The organism is Provencibacterium massiliense, assembly GCF_900169495.1.
GTDB lineage: Bacteria > Bacillota > Clostridia > Oscillospirales > Ruminococcaceae > Harryflintia > Harryflintia acetispora.
Map to the genome: position 1 here is coordinate 693,294 of NZ_FWCH01000012.1, position 17,453 is coordinate 710,746.

Below are 17,453 nucleotides of genomic sequence, written 5' to 3' on the forward strand. Positions count from 1 at the left end.
TGTGCATGTCCAAATTGGTGATCGTCGAGTCGCCCGCAAAGGCCAAGACGATTCAGAAATACTTAGGAAAAGATTATAACGTGATCGCCTCGATGGGGCATATCCGCGACCTGCCCAAGAGCACCATCGGCGTGGATATCGAAAATCACTTCAAGCCCAAATACATCAACATCAAGGGGAAGGAGGCGCTCATCAAGGAGCTCAAGAGCGCCGCCAAGAAGAGCGACACCATCTATCTGGCCACCGACCCGGACCGTGAGGGCGAGGCGATCAGCTGGCATTTGGCGAACCTTCTGTCCCTGGATACCCAGGAGCCCAACCGGGTGACCTTCAACGAGATCACCAAGACCGGGGTCAAGAGCGGGATGGAGCATCCCCGCCAGATTGATCAGAACCTGGTCGACGCGCAGCAGGCGCGGCGGATTCTGGACCGGATCGTGGGCTACAAGATCAGCCCCTTCCTCTGGAAAAAGGTCAAAAGCGGCCTTTCCGCCGGGCGGGTGCAGTCGGTCGCGGTGCGCCTGATTGTTGACCGGGAGGAGGAAATTCGCGCCTTCAAGGTGGAGGAATACTGGTCGATCGACGCGAAGCTCCTGCCCAAGGGCAGCCGCAAGGCGTTCGACTCAAAGCTCCACTCCTATCAGGGCAAGAAGGTCGACATCAAGACCGAGGAGCAGGCAAAGGGGATCGTGGGGGACCTGTCCGCCTGCGACTTTGCGGTGGAATCGGTCAAAAAAGGGGTGCGCAAGAAGTCGCCCGCCCCGCCGTTCACCACCTCCACCTTGCAGCAGGATGCCTCGCGCAAGCTGGGCTTCCAGGCGCGGCGCACCATGAAGGCCGCGCAGGAGCTCTACGAGGGCGTCGAGGTCGAGGGGCAGGGCGCGATCGGTCTGATCACCTACATGCGTACCGACTCGCTGCGCGTCTCCCAGGAGGCCCAGGACGCCGCCGAGGCGTTCATCCGCGGGCGGTATGGGGAAAACTATCTGCCCGGCTCCCGCCGGGTCTACAAGTCCAAGAAGGGCGCGCAGGACGGGCATGAGGCGATCCGCCCGTCGGTGCCCTCGATCACCCCCGAGCAGGTCAAGTCCTCGCTGACGGGGGACCAGTATAAGCTTTATAAGCTGGTCTGGGAGCGCTTCATCGCCAGCCAGATGGCCACCTGCCTGCTGGACACCGTTTCGGTGGACATCTCGGCGGGGGATTACCTCTTCAAGTCCTCCGGCTATACCGTGAAGTTCGCGGGCTACACCGTGCTTTACGAGGAGAGCCGCGACGAGGAGGAGGAGAAGAGCGGCGGCATGCTGCCCGAGCTCAAGGCGCACGACCCGCTGGGAGTCAAGGAAATCACCCCCAACCAGCACTTCACCCAGCCGCCCGCGCGCTTCACCGAGGCGTCGCTGATCAAGACGCTGGAGGAAAACGGGATCGGCCGCCCGAGCACCTACGCCCCGACCATCACCACCATCCTCTCGCGCAATTATGTCGAGCGCGAGCAGAAGAGCCTTCGGCCCACCGCGCTCGGAGAGATCATCACCAAGGTGATGTGCGAGCAGTTCGAGGACATCGTGGACGCCGACTTCACCGCCAAGATGGAGCAGCAGCTCGACGACGTGGAGGAGGGGAAGACCGACTGGGTCAATACGCTGGAGAAATTCTACGGAGGCTTCAGCAAGACGCTGGAGCGCGCCGAAAAGAATATGGACGGCACCCGGATCAAGGTGCCGGACGAGGAAACCGACGTGGTGTGCGAGAAGTGCGGGCGCAAGATGGTCATCAAGACCGGGCGCTTCGGCAAGTTCCTCGCCTGCCCGGGCTATCCCGAATGCAAGAACACCAAGAAGATCGTCAAGGAGACCGGCGGGGTCTGCCCGCTGTGCGGCGGCCGGGTGCTGGAAAAGAAGAGCAAGAACGGCAAGGTCTATTTCGGCTGCGAGCATAACCCGAAGTGCGGCTTCATGACCTGGGACACCCCCCTGACCGAGACCTGCCCCAAGTGCGGCAGCACCCTCTACCGCAAGAAGGGCAAGGCGGGCAAGATTTACTGCCAGAAACCGGAATGCGGCTACGAGAGGGAGGTCAAAAAGAGTGACGACTGAGGTCCATGTCGTCGGAGCGGGGCTGGCGGGCAGCGAGGCTGCCTGGCGGCTCGCCCAGGACGGGGTGAGGCTGCGCCTGCATGAGATGAAGCCGCAGAAATTTTCTCCCGCCCACTCCTATCCCGGCTTCGCCGAGCTGGTGTGCTCAAACTCCCTCAAGGCCAGCCGGCTGGGGTCGGCGGCCGGGCTGCTCAAGGAGGAGATGCGCGTCCTCGGCTCGCTGACCATGGAGGCGGCGCAAAGCTGCGCCGTCTCGGCCGGCGGGGCGCTCGCGGTGGACCGTACCCAGTTTTCCGATTATATCACCGCCAAGCTGCGCGCCCACCCGAACATTGAAATCTGCGAGGGGGAGGTGCGGGAGATCCCGCAGGGCTTCGCCGTCATCGCCAGCGGGCCGCTGACCAGCGACGCGCTCGCCGCGCAGATCGGAAAGCTCTGCGGGAAGGAATACCTCTCCTTTTACGACGCGGCGGCGCCGATCGTCGCCTTTGATTCGATCGATCTTGATAAGGTCTTCTTCGCCGCGCGGTACGACCGGGGCGAGGCGGACTACATCAACTGCCCGATGGATAAGGAGCAGTACCTGCGCTTTCATCATGAGCTGGTAAACGCCGAAAGCGCGCCGCTGCACGACTTCGACGACGCGGGCAGGCGGGTCTACGAGGGCTGCATGCCCATCGAGGTGCTCGCGAAGAGGGGGGAGGACGCCATCCGCTTCGGACCCTTAAAGCCGGTCGGGCTGCGCGACCCGCGCACCGGCCACCGCCCCTGGGCGGTGGTGCAGCTGCGCAAGGAGAACGCCGGCGGGACGATGTATAACCTGGTGGGCTTTCAGACCAACCTGAAATTCCCCGAGCAAAAACGGGTCTTTTCATTGATCCCGGGGCTACAGAATGCAAGCTTCCTGCGCTATGGGGTGATGCACCGCAACACCTTCCTCGACTCCCCGAAGCTTTTGGACAGCACCTTCTGCCTGAAAAGCGACAACCGGATCTACTTCGCCGGGCAGATGACCGGGGTGGAGGGGTATATCGAATCGGCCATGTCGGGGCTGCTGTGCGGGATAAACCTGTCGCGCAGGCTGCGCGGGCAACAGCCCGTCATCCTGCCGCCCGACACCATGATGGGGGCGCTGAGCCGCTATGTCGCCGCCCCGAACGACGACTTCCAGCCGATGGGCTGCAACATGGGGCTGCTGCCGCCCTGGCCCGAGCGCATCCGGGACAAGCAGGCGCGCTACACCGCCGTCGCCGAGCGGGCGATGGAGAGCCTGCGCCGCTTTATGGCGGAGAATCAGATTTAAGTTATCCCTTTCTCCTTCCCGCTGCATAGGCGGCGAGGAAAGAAGGCAATACTTCCGGTATCCGGAAAGAGAGCTTTTGATTTCCGAAGAAAGGACGGTCCTATTCTTGAGAATTGTAGTAGACGCCTTTGGCGGCGACAATGCGCCGCTGGAGGTACTGCGCGGCTGCGCCATGGCGGTGAGCGAGTACCAAGACATTGAGATCACGCTCACCGGGGACGAGGAAAAGATTCGCTCCTGTGCGGCCCAAAACCAAATCCCGCTTGAAAAAATCACGGTTCGGCACGCGCCCACCGTCATCCCGGTGGAGGAGGAGCCCAGCGAGATCCGCCGCAAATATGCCGACTGCTCGATGGCCGTGGGGCTCGGCCTGCTCGCCTCCGGCGAGGGCGACGCCTTCGTTTCGGCCGGCAGCACCGGCGCGCTGGTGATGGGCGCCTCGCTCTTCGTCAAAAGGATCAAGGGGATCAAGCGCGCGGCAATCGGCACCATCATGCCCACCATGCAGGGGCTTTACCTGCTGCTCGACGGCGGGGCGAACGCCGAGTGCCGGCCCGAGATGCTCCTGCAGTTCGCCATCATGGGCAGCGCTTACATGGAATCGGTGCAGGGGGTCAAGAACCCGAAGGTGGGGCTGGTCAATATCGGGGCCGAGCCCAACAAGGGGACCGACCTGCAATATGAGGCGTACCACCTGCTGCAGAACGCGCCGATCAACTTCACCGGCAACGTCGAGCCGCGGGACATCCCGGCGGGCGTGTGCGACGTGGTGGTCGCCGACGGCTTCACCGGCAACGTGGTGTTAAAGCTCACCGAAGGGGTGGCCCTCAGCTTTGCCAGGGAGATCAAGCGGATGTTTTATAAGAATCTCAAGACGAAGATTGCCGGCCTGCTCATGAGCAGCGAGGTCGCGGCCTTCAAGGGGAAGATGGACTATGCCGAGCACGGCGGCGCCCCGCTGATGGGGATTGCGAAGCCGGTGATCAAGGCACACGGCAGCTCGAATGCCAAGGCCTTTAAGAACGCCATCCGCCAGGCGCGTGACTACGCGCAAAACGACGTCATCCATAAAATTGAGCGTTCGGTCGCGCAGATCCGGCAGCGGGAAAAGCAGTCGGTATAAGGGGGAGGGGAATCGTCCATGGCACAGATCGAAGCACTGGAAAAGCAGATCGGATATACCTTTCAGAATAAGTCCCTGATCGAAACGGCGCTGACCCATTCCTCCTATGCCAACGAGATGAAGCACGGGACCAAGTACAACGAGCGGCTGGAATTTTTGGGGGACGCGGTCCTCTCGATCATCGTGTCCGACTATCTCTTCAACAAGTTCCATCTGCCGGAGGGGGAGCTGACCAAGCTGCGCGCCTCCCTGGTCTGCGAAAAGACGCTGCACCTCTTCGCGCAGCACATTGCGCTGGGGGACTACCTGCGATTGGGGCGCGGCGAAGAGATGACCGGCGGTCGGGAGCGCCCCTCGATCTGCGCGGACGCCTTTGAAGCGGTGATCGCCGCGATCTATCTCGACGGCGGGATCGAGGCGGCGCGCTCGTTCGTGCTGCCCTTCGCGGTCGGAATGCTCGAGGAGCACGCCACTCCCTTTAAGGACTATAAGACCCTCTTGCAGGAGATCATCCAGCAGAACCCGGAGGAGAAGCTGCAATATGTGTTGGTCGAGGAGAGCGGCCCGGACCACGACAAGCGCTTCGTGGTGGAGGTACACCTCAACAGCAACGTCATCGGCCAGGGAGTCGGCCGCAGCAAAAAGGAAGCGGAGCAGCAGGCCGCCCAGAAGGCGCTGGAGCTCATGGGCGAATGAGGCACCGAAACATCGCATTCTTCGTGCCGCACCTGGGCTGCAAGCACCAATGCAGCTTTTGCGACCAGCGCGCCATCTCGGGACAGCAGGCGGGGATAGAGCCCCTCGAGGTGGAGCGCACGCTACATAGGGCGTTTACTGAGATCAGCGAGCGCCAGGAGACCGAGATCGCCTTTTTCGGCGGCAGCTTTACCGCCATCGAGCGCGGGGATATGCTGGCGCTGCTGGAGGCGGCGCAGCCCTTTTTGAGCGAGGGCGGCTTTGCCGGAATCCGCATTTCCACCCGCCCGGACGCGATAGACCGCTCTGTGCTGGAGCTGCTGCGGGAATACGGCGTCAGCGCCATTGAGCTCGGGGCGCAGAGCATGGACGAGCGGGTGCTTTCCCTCAACGGACGGGGGCACACCGCGGGGGCGGTGCGGGAGGCTTCGGCGCTCATCCGGGAATACGGTTTTTCCCTGGGGCTGCAGATGATGACCGGCCTCTACGGGGACTCTGACGAGGGCGCATGGCGCACCGCGAGGGAGCTCGCGGCCCTGGGCCCTGACACGGTGCGCATCTACCCTACGGTGGTGCTCGAGGGCACCCGCCTGGCCGGGCTTTACCGGCAGGGGGCCTACCATCCGCCGGGGGTGGAGGAGACCATCCCCCTCTGCGCCGGGCTGCTCGAGTTCTTTGAACGGCAGGATATCCGGGTGATCCGCCTCGGGCTGCACGCGGGCCGGGACGTGGAGGAGCGCCTTGTCGCCGGGGCCTATCATCCGGCGCTGCGCGAGCTGTGCGAGGGAGAGCTTTGCTTTGGAAGGCTTTGGGATACACTGAAAGGTGATCCGCCGGGCCGGTATGAGGTATGGGTCCACCCTGGCATGCACTCCAAAATGACCGGGCAAAAGAGATGCAATCTTGTACGCCTTGGCGCGCTTGGATATGATATAATGATAAGGTCGGACCGGCGGCTTTCGCCAGGGGAATTTCAGGTAAGGCCCGCCGAAGAATCCAGATAGAAAGGAGAGACGCTGTGTGCAGCTAAAGGCTTTGGACATCAACGGTTTCAAGTCCTTCCCCGACCGGGTACAGCTTCAGTTCGACTGCGGGATCACCGCCGTGGTGGGCCCCAACGGGAGCGGGAAAAGCAACATTGCGGACGCCGTGCGTTGGGTGCTCGGCGAGCAGTCCGGCAAGACGCTGCGTTCGGGAAAGATGGAAGACGTCATCTTTTCGGGCACCCAGCAGCGCAAGCCGATGGGCTATGCCAGCGTCTCGCTGATCATCGACAATATCGACCGCAGCCTTGCATTCGACTGTGACGAGGTCACCATCAACCGCAAGCTCTACCGCTCGGGAGAGAGCGAGTACCGGATCAACGGCGCCTCGGTGCGCCTCAAGGATGTGCACGAGCTCTTTATGGACACCGGGCTCGGGCGTGACGGCTATTCGATCATCGGGCAGGGCAGGATCGCCGAAATCGTCAGCGCCAAGAGCACCCAGCGGCGGGAAATCTTCGAGGAGGCCGCGGGGATCAGCAAATACCGCTACCGCAAGGAACAGGCGCAGAAGCGGCTGGAAGCCGCGCAGGAGAACCTTTTAAGGCTCAAGGACATCATTTTGGAGCTGGAGGGCCGGGTGGAGCCCCTGCGGCAGCAGTCCCAGAAGGCGCAGGAGTATCTGGGCCTGGCCGAACGCAAGCGGGCCTTGGAAATCTCGGTATGGATGATGACGATTGAGCGTTCAAAGGAGCTGCTGCGCGCCCAGGAGGACAAGCTCATCCTGGCGCAAGGCGACCATGAGGACCTGCAGCGCCGTCTTTCTGAGCTCGAGCAGGGGATCCAGGATACCTACGACGAGATCGCGAAATGCAACATTGAAACCGAGCAAAAGCGCGACGAGATCACGGCGCTCAGCGCCCGGATCGGGGAGCTTGGCTCCCAGATCGCGGTCAGCAGCAACGACATCGAGCACAATAAGGAGAATATCCTGCGCCTGCGCACCACCATCGAGGCGCAGAGCCGCAGCCACGCCCAGATCGAGGAGCAGCTGCAGATGATCGGCGGGGAGGAGCGCAAAAAGCAGGAAGAGCTGGGGACAATCGAGGCGCAGGATGCCGCCCTTCGCGAGCAGCTGCTCACGCTCGAGCGAAAAAACGGCGAGCTGCTGCGCGAGCAAAACGACCTGTCCTCCCAGCGTGCAGAGGTGCAGCGCAGCCTGTCGGCTGAACAGCTGAAAATCGCCACCTCCAACACCATGCTCGAACAGCTGCGCCAAAACGCCGAGGGGATCGACGAGCGCGCACAGCAAAACGAGGCGCAGATTGCCGAGCTGCGCGACCAGCTGGCCCAGGTTGGGGGCCTGCTCGAAGGGATCGACGAGCAGCTCGTTTCCAGCCAGAACATGAAAAAGGGCTATCTCATCAAACATAAGTCCGCTTCTGAGCGGCTCCAGTCGCTGCAGCAGGAGCAGCAGGCCCTGCAGGCCGAGCAACGGGGCCATCTGCAAAAGGCCAAGCTGATCGAGGACATGGAACACAATATGGAGGGGTTCCAGAGCAGCGTCAAGTACATTATGAACCAGGCCCGCAGCGGGAATCTTGGGGGGATCGAGGGGCCGGTGAGCAAGCTGATCTCGGTCGAGAGCCGGTATGCCGCTGCCGTCGAGGTCGCCCTGGCGGGGGCCATGCAGAATATCGTGGTCGTTTCGGACGCGGCGGCCAAGTACGCCATCGCGGCGCTGAAAAACGCGCGCGCCGGACGGGCCACCTTCCTGCCGATGTCCACCATCCGTCCGCGTTCGCTGGAGGAGCGGGGGCTGGAGCGCTGCGAGGGCTTTGTCGCGCTGGCCTGCGACCTGGTCAAAAGCGAGGAAAAGTACGAGGGGATCGTCAAAAACCTGCTCGGGCGGATCGCGGTGGCCGAGGACTTGGACAGTGCCATCGCCATTGCCAAGAGCTACCGGTACCGCTTCAAGATCGTCACTCTGGACGGGCAGGTGGTCAATCCCGGCGGCTCGATGACCGGCGGCTCAATGGTGCAAAACGCCGGGCTGCTCAGCCGGGCCGGGGAGATCGCGCGGCTGCGCGAGCTGGCCGGCAAGGTCGGCGCACAGCTCGAGGAGAAGGACCATCAGATCAAGGCCGCCGGCGAGGAAGCGGCAAAGCTGAGCGCCCAGCTCGTGGGGATCGACGCGGACATCAAGACCATGAGCGAGGACAAGATCCGCTACGAGGGCGAGCAAAAACGGCTGGATATGGCGCTGCAGTCTTCCCTCGCTCAGCAGGAGGACGCCAGGAAGAGGACCCTGGAAATCCGCCAGAAGCTCGAGGCGCTCACCAAGGAGAGCACCTCGAGCGAGGATGTGGTCCAAAAGCTGCGTGAGCTGGAGCGTTCGCTTGAGGAAAAGCTGTCCGGTGTGCAGGGCCGTGCGGCGGACGCCGCGCAGGAGATTGCGAAGGTCGGCGCCGAGAGCTCGGCGTGCGGGCTGCAGGCGCTGACGGTGCGCAAGGACCTCGAAGCCCTGCAAAGCCAGAAGGAGCAGCTGCAAAGCCAGCAAAGCGAGCGGGCCGGACAGGCGCAGGATTTAAAAGAGCAGATCGCGGCGCTGGAGCAGAAAAACGAGGAGATCAAACAGTCCATCCTGCAGCGGCAGTCCCAGAGCGAGGCGTTGGGCTCGCAGGTCGAAGGCTGCAACGGGGAGATCGCAAAGCTTTCGCAGCGCAAGACCGAGCTCGAGCAGAAGGCCGCCCAGAGCCGCCAGGCCGAGCGGGAGCTGCACGCGCGAGGGGAGACGCTCGCGCGGGAGCTCGCCAAGCTCGAGGAGCGAAAGATCGCCATCCAGTCGGAGTACGATTCGATTATCACCAAGCTCTACGACGAATATGAGCTCACGCTGAGCATGGCGCAGGAGCTGGCCGCCCCCATCGAGGATATGAACGCCGCGAACCGGGAGCTCGCCTCCCTGCGCTCCAGGATCAAAGCGCTGGGCAGTATAAACGTCGCGGCCATCGAGGAATATAAAGAGGTCAGCGAGCGCTATACCTTCATGAAGGGCCAGGTGGACGACATCGAGCGCTCCAAGGAGGAGCTGCACCGGCTCATTCGCGACCTGACGCGGGACATGAAGGAAATCTTCATCGACAACTTCCAGAAGATCGACCACCACTTCGGCAAGATTTTCGTCGAGCTCTTCGGCGGCGGCAACGCCAAGCTGATCCTGACCGACCCCGAGGATGTGCTCGAGTCGGGGATCGAAATCTATGTGCAGCCGCCGGGCAAGATCATCAAGAGCCTGCAATCCCTTTCGGGCGGCGAGCAGGCGTTCGTGGCCATCGCGATCTACTTCGCGATTTTGAAGGTGCATCCGTCGCCGTTCTGTCTGCTCGATGAGATCGAGGCGGCGCTCGACGACGTCAACGTGGTGAAATACGCCAGCTACCTGCGCCGCTTGGTCGGCAAGACGCAGTTTATCGCCATCACCCACCGGCGGGGCACCATGGAGGAGGCGGACGTCCTCTACGGGGTCACCATGCAGGAGGAGGGCGTTTCCAAGCTCCTGCGCCTCGGGGTGTCCGAGCTGGAGAGCAAGCTGGGGATGAAGCAGTAATCGGGAAAAGGAGCAAGGCCAATTGGGACTGTTTAAAAAGATCAGTGAGGGACTGAAAAAGACCCGCGACTCGATGATGAACGCCATCGACCAGGTCGCCAATTCCTTCACCAAAATTGACGAGGAGCTCATTGAGGAGCTCGAGGAAATCCTCATCATGGGCGACGTCGGCATGGCCACCGCCGGTGAAATCTGCCAGAAGCTGCGCGCACGGATCAAAGAGAGTGGCACCACCGACCCGCAGCAGGTCAAGGGGCTCTTAAAGGAGATCATCTCCGAGATGCTCGCCGGGGACTATTCGCTGAATATTGAAAACACCCCGGCGGTGATCCTGGTGATCGGGGTCAATGGGGTGGGAAAGACCACCACCATCGGCAAGCTGGCCGCCAGCCTCAAGGCGCAGGGCAAAAAGGTCCTGCTCGCGGCGGCCGACACCTTCCGCGCGGCGGCCATCCAGCAGCTTGAGGTCTGGGCCGGGCGCGCCGGGGTGGAGATCGTCAAGCACAGCGAGGGGGCGGACCCCGCCGCGGTGATCTTCGACGCGATCTCGGCCGGGAAGGCGCGCGGGGTGGATGTGATCCTCTGCGATACGGCGGGCCGGCTGCACAACAAAAAGCATTTGATGGACGAGCTGAGCAAAATTTCGCGGGTCATCGAGCGGGAGCTGCCCGGCTCCTCCAAGGAGGAGCTGCTGGTGCTCGACGCCACCACCGGCCAGAACGCCATCAGCCAGGCGCGCAACTTCAAGGAGGCCACGGGGCTGAGCGGGATCGTGCTCACCAAGCTCGACGGCACCGCCAAGGGCGGGGTGGTCATCGGGATCAAGCAGGAGCTGGGCATCCCGGTCAAATACATCGGGGTCGGGGAGCAGCTGGACGATCTGCGCCCCTTCGATCCCGTCCAGTTTACCGCCGCCCTGTTCGGCGAGGAAGAAATCGCCTGAACGTAAACTTTTAGACAAGGAGTCGTTGTTCCTATGATGAAGCTCGTTGCGGCCACCAACAATCAAAAGAAGCTGCGGGAGATTTCCCGCATCCTCGCCCCCATGGGCTTTGGGGTGCTCTCGCTAAAAGACATCGGCCTCGAGATCGTGGTGGAAGAGGACGCCGATTCCTTCGCGGGAAACGCTCGGCTCAAGGCGCAGGCGGTCTTCGAGCGCTGCAATCTGCCCACCGTGGCGGACGATTCGGGGCTCTGCGTCGAGGCGCTCGGCGGCGCGCCGGGGGTCTATTCGGCGCGATATGGCGGCCCGGGGCTAAACGATCAGGAGCGCACGTCGAGGCTGCTCGATGAGATGAAGGACGTTCCCGAGGATAAGCGGGGCGCAAAGTTCGTCAGCGCTATCTGCTGCATTCTGGACCGCAGCACCATGCTGGAATGCTCGGGCGAGTGCTGCGGCTCGATCGGCTTTGCCCCTGCCGGGGAGGGCGGCTTTGGCTATGATCCCGTCTTTCTGGTGGACGGCAAGAGCTATTCCGAGCTCAGCGCCGAGGAAAAGGACGCCATCAGCCACCGCGGAAGGGCGCTGCGCAATCTGCGCGAGCTGCTGCGCGGGTACCTGAACGACTGAGACACATTCAACATTTACAGGAGGCAAGCAACGTGCTCAATTCAAAACAACGCGCCAAGCTGCGCGCGGCGGCAAACGATATCGAAACGATCCTGCAGATCGGCAAGGGCGGGGTAAACGAAATGGTGGTCCGCCAAGCGGACACTGCCCTAAGCGCCCGTGAGCTGATCAAGCTGAAGGTCCTGGAAAACGCCCCCGTCTCCTCCCGTGAGGCGGCCGACGAGCTCGCCGGCCGGATAGGCGCGGACGTGGTACAGGTCATCGGCACCAAGGCTGTCTTGTTCCGCCAGAACAAAAAAGATTCAAAATTTGACATCTAGGGCCACTGTTTTTATAATAGATATCATTCCATAGTCTTTGCTTTCGACCTAAAATGGGGGATAATTTTGAAAAAAATCGCAATCTTCGGCGGGGCGTTCAATCCCATCCACAATGGGCATATCCACCTCGCAATGACCTTTCAGGTGCGGGTGAAGTTCGACGAGCTGCTCCTTATCCCGTCGCGCATCTCGCCGCACAAGGACTCGGGCGCCCTGATCGGCGGCGAGCACCGGCTGCGCATGTGCCAGCTGGTAGCATCGCATTATGAGGGCTTTACCGCCAGCGATATGGAGCTGCGCCGGGACGGGAAGAGCTTCACCATCGATACGGTGCAGCAGCTTCGGGAGGCCTATCCCGGGGACAAGCTCTATATGATCGTCGGCAGCGACATGTTCCTCTCGCTGGACAGCTGGCACTGCTCGAACGAGCTGATGAAGAAGGTCACCGTCTGCGCCGCCGCGCGGGAGGAAGGGGAGTACGAGAGGCTGATCAAAAAGCAGCTAGAGCTCGATACGATGGGGATGAAGTCGATCATCTGCGAGATCGACGCGCTCCCCGTTTCCTCGACCATGCTGCGCGAGCGGCTGCAGCGCGGGCTGCCGGTATCGGACTACCTGCCCGACTATATCGAGCGGTACATTGAGGAGAACCATCTCTATGCCGGATAAGATCGCGCCGGGTGAGGCTGCTGGCCGCTTCGCGCCCGGACAGGACGAGCATTCCCTGGAAAGCCTGCTGCGCGGCAGGCTTTCCAAGGGCCGGTACCGGCATTCCCTCAACGTCGCCGGGCGGGCGGCGGAGCTGGCGCGGCTGCACGGGGCCGACGTCGAAAAGGCCCGTTTCGCGGGGCTTATGCACGACGTCTGCAAGGATATGCCTAAAAAAGAGCAGCTTGTGCTGATCGAAAGGGGCGGGATCGTTCTCTCATCCGAGGTGCTCGCTTCGCCCCAGCTTTATCACGCCATTGCGGGAAGCGTTTACCTGCGCGACGCATTAAAGGTGCAGGATCAAGAGATACTAGATGCAGTTCGTTATCACACGACCGGCCGGGCGGGGATGAGCCTGCTCGAAGAGGTGGTCTATCTGGCGGATCTGACCAGCGCGGAGCGGGACTACCCGGATGCACAGTACACCCGCGAACTCGCCGATAGGGACGTCGCTAAGGCTATGCTCTATTCCTTTCAGTTTATCATCCGGGAGCTGGCCGAGGGGCAAAAGCCGCTGTGCCGGGAGACCATCGACGGCTACAACTACTATGTAAGGCGTTTACGTGCGCAAAGTGCGGGGGAGGCACGTTCTTGAAAAATACGTTTGCTAAAATTGCAGTAACCCTGGCGCTCATCCTGCTGACCGTGGCGGTTGGCATAGTGGCGCTGGAGAATCAGAATAAGATAAGCCGTAGTACCAAAAAGGTCACCTCCTCCCAGCAGGAGCTGCTGGACAACGTCAAGCAGGAGACCGAGGTGATCAACGTCCTCGCCGTTGGGGTGGACTACTCCCAGAAGCTGACCGACGTGATCATGTACGTGCGCTACGACCCGAACGCCTCGAAGGCGTGGGTCCTTTCGATCCCGCGGGACACCTATCTTGGGGACGAGTATCCGACGGGGAAGATCAACAACGTCTATAAGACCAAAGGGGAGATCCAGGACCTCTGCGACGAGGTGGAGGAGCGCTTCTTGCTGCCCGTAGATTACTATGCCACCATCACGCTCGAGTCGCTCGGGAAGATCGTGGACCAGATCGGCGGCGTGCCGATCAACATCCCCAAGGACCTCTATGAAAACGGGCAGCTGGTGCTGCCGGGCGGCGAGCAGGTCCTGGACGGGGATGCGGCGCAGAAGTTCGTGCGCGCGCGCAAGGCCTATGTGGACTCCGATCTCGGCCGGATCAACGCCCAGCATGACTTTTTGATCGCGGCGATGAAGCAGCTGCAATCCCTGGGGAAGATGGAGATGCTCGAGCTGGTGCTCGATAATTTCGACGCCGTGCAGACCAACATCCCCATCTCCAAGATGATCTCGATCGCTTCGAGCGCCTTCACCATCCAGGAGGAGGACATCGAGATGTTCACCGTGCCGGGAGTGGGAAAGATGAATTACTCCTACGCGGTCTATGAGGTGGACACCACCGCCCTGGCTGATATTCTCAATGAAAACTTCTTCACCAATCCGGTGGAGCCGCAGGAGCTCGACTTCCCACCCATCCCGCCGCAGCCCGAGCCGGTCTCGAGCAGCGAGGAGGAAGAAGACGAGGACGGTGAGAGCGGGGAGAACGAGGAGGAGGAATACGTCCTCGGCGACCCGATCTATCCCGACCCGCGGGACTACAGCGCATTTTCGGACGGGGATTATGACAAGTGGTTCGAACGCAATACCATCTATCCCAAGATCCCCAAGAGCTCGAAAAAAAGCAGCTCGAATGAGGAAGAGGAATTCGAGGGCGGCTCGTCCAAAAAGGGCAATGTGAAATCCTCCTCCGAAGAGGAGGAGGGCGTCGTCGGAAATGTTTTCGGCGAGTAATTCTGGTCCATGCTGACTATATACACCCGCTTGCAGGCGCGGCAGGCGGGAGGGAATCAAAGCGCCATGGAAAGGGGAATGACTGCGTGACTTCTTTGGAGCTGGGCCGCGAGGCGGCAAGACTGCTCGATCAAAAAAAGGCAAGGGACATCCGCATGCTGGAAATCAAGAACATTTCCACGCTGGGGGATTATTTCGTGGTGGCCTCGGGTACTTCGACCACGCAGGTCAAGGCGATGGCCGACGAGGTGGAATTCCAGCTCAAGGAGAAGGGGATCTACCCGAAAAGGGTGGAGGGTTACCAGTCCGCCGCCTGGATCGTGCTGGACTACTATGACGTGATCGTCCATGTGTTCTGCGAGGAGACGCGGCAGTTTTACTCCCTCGAGCGGCTGTGGACCGATGCGCCCCAGGTGGATCTTTCCGACATATTGGATCCCGAGCAAGAGGATGACAAATAATCACGAAGAGGTGTCAGGATTGAAATACGATTTTTCGCAGATCGAAAAGAAGTGGCAGGATATTTGGGCGAAAAACCATACCTTTGCGGCGACCAATGATTTTTCAAAGCCCAAATACTACGCTCTGGTGGAGTTCCCGTACCCCTCCGGGCAGGGGCTGCACGTGGGGCATCCCCGCTCCTATACGGCGATGGACATCGTGGCCCGCAAGCGCCGTATGCAGGGGTACAACGTGCTCTACCCGATGGGGTGGGACGCCTTCGGCCTGCCAACCGAAAACTTCGCGATCAAGAACCACATCCATCCCGAGGTGGTGACCAAGAATAACGTCGCCCGCTTCAAGGCGCAGCTGCAGGGGCTGGGGCTCTCCTTTGACTGGGACAGAGAGATCAACACGACCGATCCGGACTATTACAAGTGGACCCAGTGGATTTTCCTGCAGCTCTTTAAAAAGGGGCTGGCCTATAAGAAGGAAATGAGCGTCAACTGGTGCACCGGGTGCAAGGTGGTGCTGGCCAACGAGGAGGTCGTGGGCGGCGTCTGCGAGCGCTGCGGCAGCGAGGTGGTGCACAAGGTCAAGAGCCAGTGGATGTTAAAAATCACCGAATATGCCCAGCGCCTGATCGACGACCTTGATCTTGTCGACTACATAGACAGGGTTAAAGTTTCGCAGAAGAACTGGATCGGCCGCTCCACAGGCGCCGAGGTGCTCTTCGACACCACCGCAGGAGACGTGCTCAAGATCTATACCACCCGGCCCGACACCCTCTTTGGCGCGACCTATATGGTCATCTCGCCCGAGCACCCCTATCTCGAGCGCTGGAAGGACAAGATCAAAAACTACGACGCCGTGCGCGCATACTGTTCCGATGCGGCCAAGAAGTCTGACTTCGAGCGCACCGAGCTCGTCAAGGACAAGACCGGCGTCAAGCTCGAGGGCGTGATGGGCCTGAACCCGGTGAACGATACCGAGATTCCGATCTTCGTCTCGGACTACGTGCTGATGTCCTACGGCACCGGCGCGATCATGGCGGTGCCCGCCCACGACGAGCGCGACTGGGACTTTGCCAAGAAGTTTAGTCTCCCGATCATCGAGGTGGTCAAGGGCGGCGACGTGCAGCAGGCGGCCTATACCGACTGTGACAGCGGGGTGATGGTCAATTCCGGCATCCTCGACGGGCTGTCGGTGGACGAGGCCAAAAAGAAGATCACCGCCTGGCTCGAGGAGCATAAAAAGGGCTATCCCAAGGTAAACTATAAGCTGCGCGACTGGGTCTTCTCACGCCAGCGCTATTGGGGCGAGCCGATCCCGGTGGTCTATTGCGAGCACTGCGGCGGCTATGTCCCGCTGCCCGAGAGCGAGCTGCCGCTGCGCCTGCCCGAGGTGGCCTCCTACGAGCCCACCGACAACGGGGAATCCCCGCTCGCCGCGATGGACGAGTGGGTCAATGTGAAATGCCCGCACTGCGGGGGACCCGCCAAGCGCGAGACCGACACCATGCCCCAGTGGGCGGGGTCGAGCTGGTATTTCCTGCGCTACTGCGACCCGCACAACGATAAAGAGCTCGCCAGCCGCGAGGCGCTGGAGTACTGGCTGCCGGTGGACTGGTACAACGGCGGGATGGAGCACACCACCCTGCATCTGCTCTATTCGCGCTTCTGGCACAAGTTCCTCTATGACATCGGGGTGGTTTCCACGCCCGAGCCGTATCAGAAGCGGACCAGCCATGGGATGATCCTGGGTGAAAACGGGGAGAAGATGTCCAAGAGCCGGGGGAATGTCGTTAACCCGGACGACATCGTGCGCGAATACGGCGCGGACACCCTGCGGCTCTATGAGATGTTCATCGGCGACTTTGAAAAGAGCGCTCCCTGGTCCTCGGCCTCCATCAAGGGCTGTAAGCGCTTTTTGGAGCGGATCTGGAACCTGCAGGACGTGCTCGTCGAGGGGGAGGGGTATTCCCCCGAGCTCGAGAGCAGCATGCACAAGACCATCAAAAAGGTGACCGAGGACATCGAGAGCCTGAAGTTCAACACCGCGATTGCGGCGATGATGGGCCTGCTCAACGAGATTTCCGAGCGCCGGCAGGTCACAAGGGGGGAATATAAGTCCCTGCTGATCCTGCTCAACCCCTTCGCCCCGCACATCACCGAGGAAATCTGGGAACAGCAGAAGTTCGGCGGCATGTTAAACATGCAGGACTGGCCGGAGTTTGACGAGGAAAAATGCAAGGACGAGACGGTGGAGATCGTCGTGCAGGTCAACGGCAAGATCAAATGCCGCCTCGGCGTCCCGGTGGACATCTCGAATGAGGAGGCCATCGCCCTGGCGAAGGCCGAGCCGGCGGTGCAGGCCGCCTGCGCGGGGAAGAGCTTTGTCAAGGAAATTTACGTCAAGGGGAAGCTCGTCAACCTGGTGGTAAAATAAGAGTAAGCGGATACCTCTTGACAGTGGTCTGTGATCTATTGTATAATATGTTTTGTTACTAATGCGCGATTGCGCCAATGGTACCATATCTCCTGCTTTAGGGCGTAGAGGAGGGAAGTGTAGAAATGGCAGAAATACGTGTGAAGGACAATGAGTCTCTCGACAGCGCTCTTCGCAGATTTAAGAAGCAGTGCGCGCGTTCCGGCGTTCTGGCCGAGGTCCGTAAGAGAGAGCATTACGAAAAGCCTTCTGTTCGTCGTAAGAAGAAGAGCGAGGCTGCTCGTAAGCGTAAATTCAAATAATCGGATTTTGAAGGTCCATTGAATTTATTGTGACA

15 protein-coding genes are annotated in these 17,453 nt (G+C 61.0%); all 15 read left to right on the forward strand.

Annotated elements, in window-relative coordinates:
• Positions 1-5 precede the first annotated feature (5 nt).
• Entirely contained in the window at positions 6-2,099 is a 2,094-nt protein-coding gene (gene topA, locus B5477_RS08380) for a type I DNA topoisomerase (protein WP_079699256.1), read from the forward strand.
• On the forward strand, positions 2,089-3,402 hold the full coding sequence (gene trmFO, locus B5477_RS08385) for a methylenetetrahydrofolate--tRNA-(uracil(54)-C(5))-methyltransferase (FADH(2)-oxidizing) TrmFO (protein ID WP_079699257.1): 1,314 nt from the start codon (positions 2,089-2,091) through the stop codon (positions 3,400-3,402). Before topA ends, trmFO begins: the two co-directional genes overlap by 11 nt.
• 106 nt (positions 3,403-3,508) lie before the next feature.
• Positions 3,509-4,525 carry a phosphate acyltransferase PlsX gene (gene plsX / locus B5477_RS08390; RefSeq protein ID WP_079699258.1) on the forward strand — a complete coding sequence of 339 codons (1,017 nt, stop codon included), beginning with the start codon at positions 3,509-3,511 and terminating at the stop codon, positions 4,523-4,525.
• Positions 4,526-4,543: 18 nt separating this feature from the next.
• Positions 4,544-5,221, forward strand: a complete 678-nt coding sequence (rnc, locus tag B5477_RS08395; RefSeq protein WP_079699259.1) for a ribonuclease III — start codon at positions 4,544-4,546, stop codon at positions 5,219-5,221.
• Positions 5,218-6,225: an elongator complex protein 3 gene (locus tag B5477_RS08400; RefSeq protein WP_079699260.1), complete on the forward strand. Its 1,008-nt coding sequence runs from the start codon at positions 5,218-5,220 to the stop codon at positions 6,223-6,225. Before rnc ends, B5477_RS08400 begins: the two co-directional genes overlap by 4 nt.
• A gap of 16 nt (positions 6,226-6,241) precedes the next feature.
• Complete coding sequence (gene smc, locus B5477_RS08405) at positions 6,242-9,814, forward strand: chromosome segregation protein SMC (RefSeq protein WP_079699261.1); 3,573 nt, start codon at positions 6,242-6,244, stop codon at positions 9,812-9,814.
• A gap of 22 nt (positions 9,815-9,836) precedes the next feature.
• On the forward strand, positions 9,837-10,757 hold the full coding sequence (gene ftsY / locus B5477_RS08410; protein ID WP_079699263.1) for a signal recognition particle-docking protein FtsY: 921 nt from the start codon (positions 9,837-9,839) through the stop codon (positions 10,755-10,757).
• A gap of 33 nt (positions 10,758-10,790) precedes the next feature.
• Positions 10,791-11,384: an RdgB/HAM1 family non-canonical purine NTP pyrophosphatase gene (rdgB, locus tag B5477_RS08415; RefSeq protein ID WP_341455991.1), complete on the forward strand. Its 594-nt coding sequence runs from the start codon at positions 10,791-10,793 to the stop codon at positions 11,382-11,384.
• Positions 11,385-11,416: 32 nt separating this feature from the next.
• Entirely contained in the window at positions 11,417-11,704 is a 288-nt protein-coding gene (locus B5477_RS08420; RefSeq protein ID WP_079699264.1) for a YhbY family RNA-binding protein, read from the forward strand.
• 66 nt (positions 11,705-11,770) lie between these two features.
• Positions 11,771-12,373: a nicotinate (nicotinamide) nucleotide adenylyltransferase gene (gene nadD / locus B5477_RS08425; RefSeq protein WP_159448982.1), complete on the forward strand. Its 603-nt coding sequence runs from the start codon at positions 11,771-11,773 to the stop codon at positions 12,371-12,373.
• Entirely contained in the window at positions 12,363-13,007 is a 645-nt protein-coding gene (gene yqeK / locus B5477_RS08430) for a bis(5'-nucleosyl)-tetraphosphatase (symmetrical) YqeK (RefSeq protein ID WP_079699266.1), read from the forward strand. The genes nadD and yqeK overlap by 11 nt, the downstream gene beginning before the upstream one ends.
• Positions 13,004-14,227 (forward strand): LCP family protein, encoded by a 1,224-nt coding sequence (locus B5477_RS08435; RefSeq protein ID WP_079699267.1) that lies wholly within the window; start codon positions 13,004-13,006, stop codon positions 14,225-14,227. The genes yqeK and B5477_RS08435 overlap by 4 nt, the downstream gene beginning before the upstream one ends.
• 86 nt (positions 14,228-14,313) lie before the next feature.
• A complete protein-coding gene (gene rsfS, locus B5477_RS08440) occupies positions 14,314-14,688 on the forward strand; it encodes a ribosome silencing factor (RefSeq protein ID WP_079699268.1) in 375 nt (124 codons plus the stop codon).
• A gap of 19 nt (positions 14,689-14,707) precedes the next feature.
• Positions 14,708-17,116, forward strand: a complete 2,409-nt coding sequence (gene leuS, locus B5477_RS08445) for a leucine--tRNA ligase (protein WP_143533571.1) — start codon at positions 14,708-14,710, stop codon at positions 17,114-17,116.
• A gap of 125 nt (positions 17,117-17,241) precedes the next feature.
• Positions 17,242-17,418 carry a 30S ribosomal protein S21 gene (rpsU, locus tag B5477_RS08450; RefSeq protein WP_079699270.1) on the forward strand — a complete coding sequence of 59 codons (177 nt, stop codon included), beginning with the start codon at positions 17,242-17,244 and terminating at the stop codon, positions 17,416-17,418.
• The last annotated feature ends 35 nt before the right edge of the window (positions 17,419-17,453 follow it).

Bases quoted from the DNA above. Each gene is read 5' to 3' on its own strand.
- rnc (WP_079699259.1), top strand. From the start codon at position 4,544: ATGGCACAGATCGAAGCACTGGAAAAGCAGATCGGATATACCTTTCAG.
- rpsU (WP_079699270.1), top strand. From the start codon at position 17,242: ATGGCAGAAATACGTGTGAAGGACAATGAGTCTCTCGACAGCGCTCTT.
- rdgB (WP_341455991.1), top strand. From the start codon at position 10,791: ATGATGAAGCTCGTTGCGGCCACCAACAATCAAAAGAAGCTGCGGGAG.
- topA (WP_079699256.1), top strand. From the start codon at position 6: ATGTCCAAATTGGTGATCGTCGAGTCGCCCGCAAAGGCCAAGACGATT.
- B5477_RS08400 (WP_079699260.1), top strand. From the start codon at position 5,218: ATGAGGCACCGAAACATCGCATTCTTCGTGCCGCACCTGGGCTGCAAG.
- yqeK (WP_079699266.1), top strand. From the start codon at position 12,363: ATGCCGGATAAGATCGCGCCGGGTGAGGCTGCTGGCCGCTTCGCGCCC.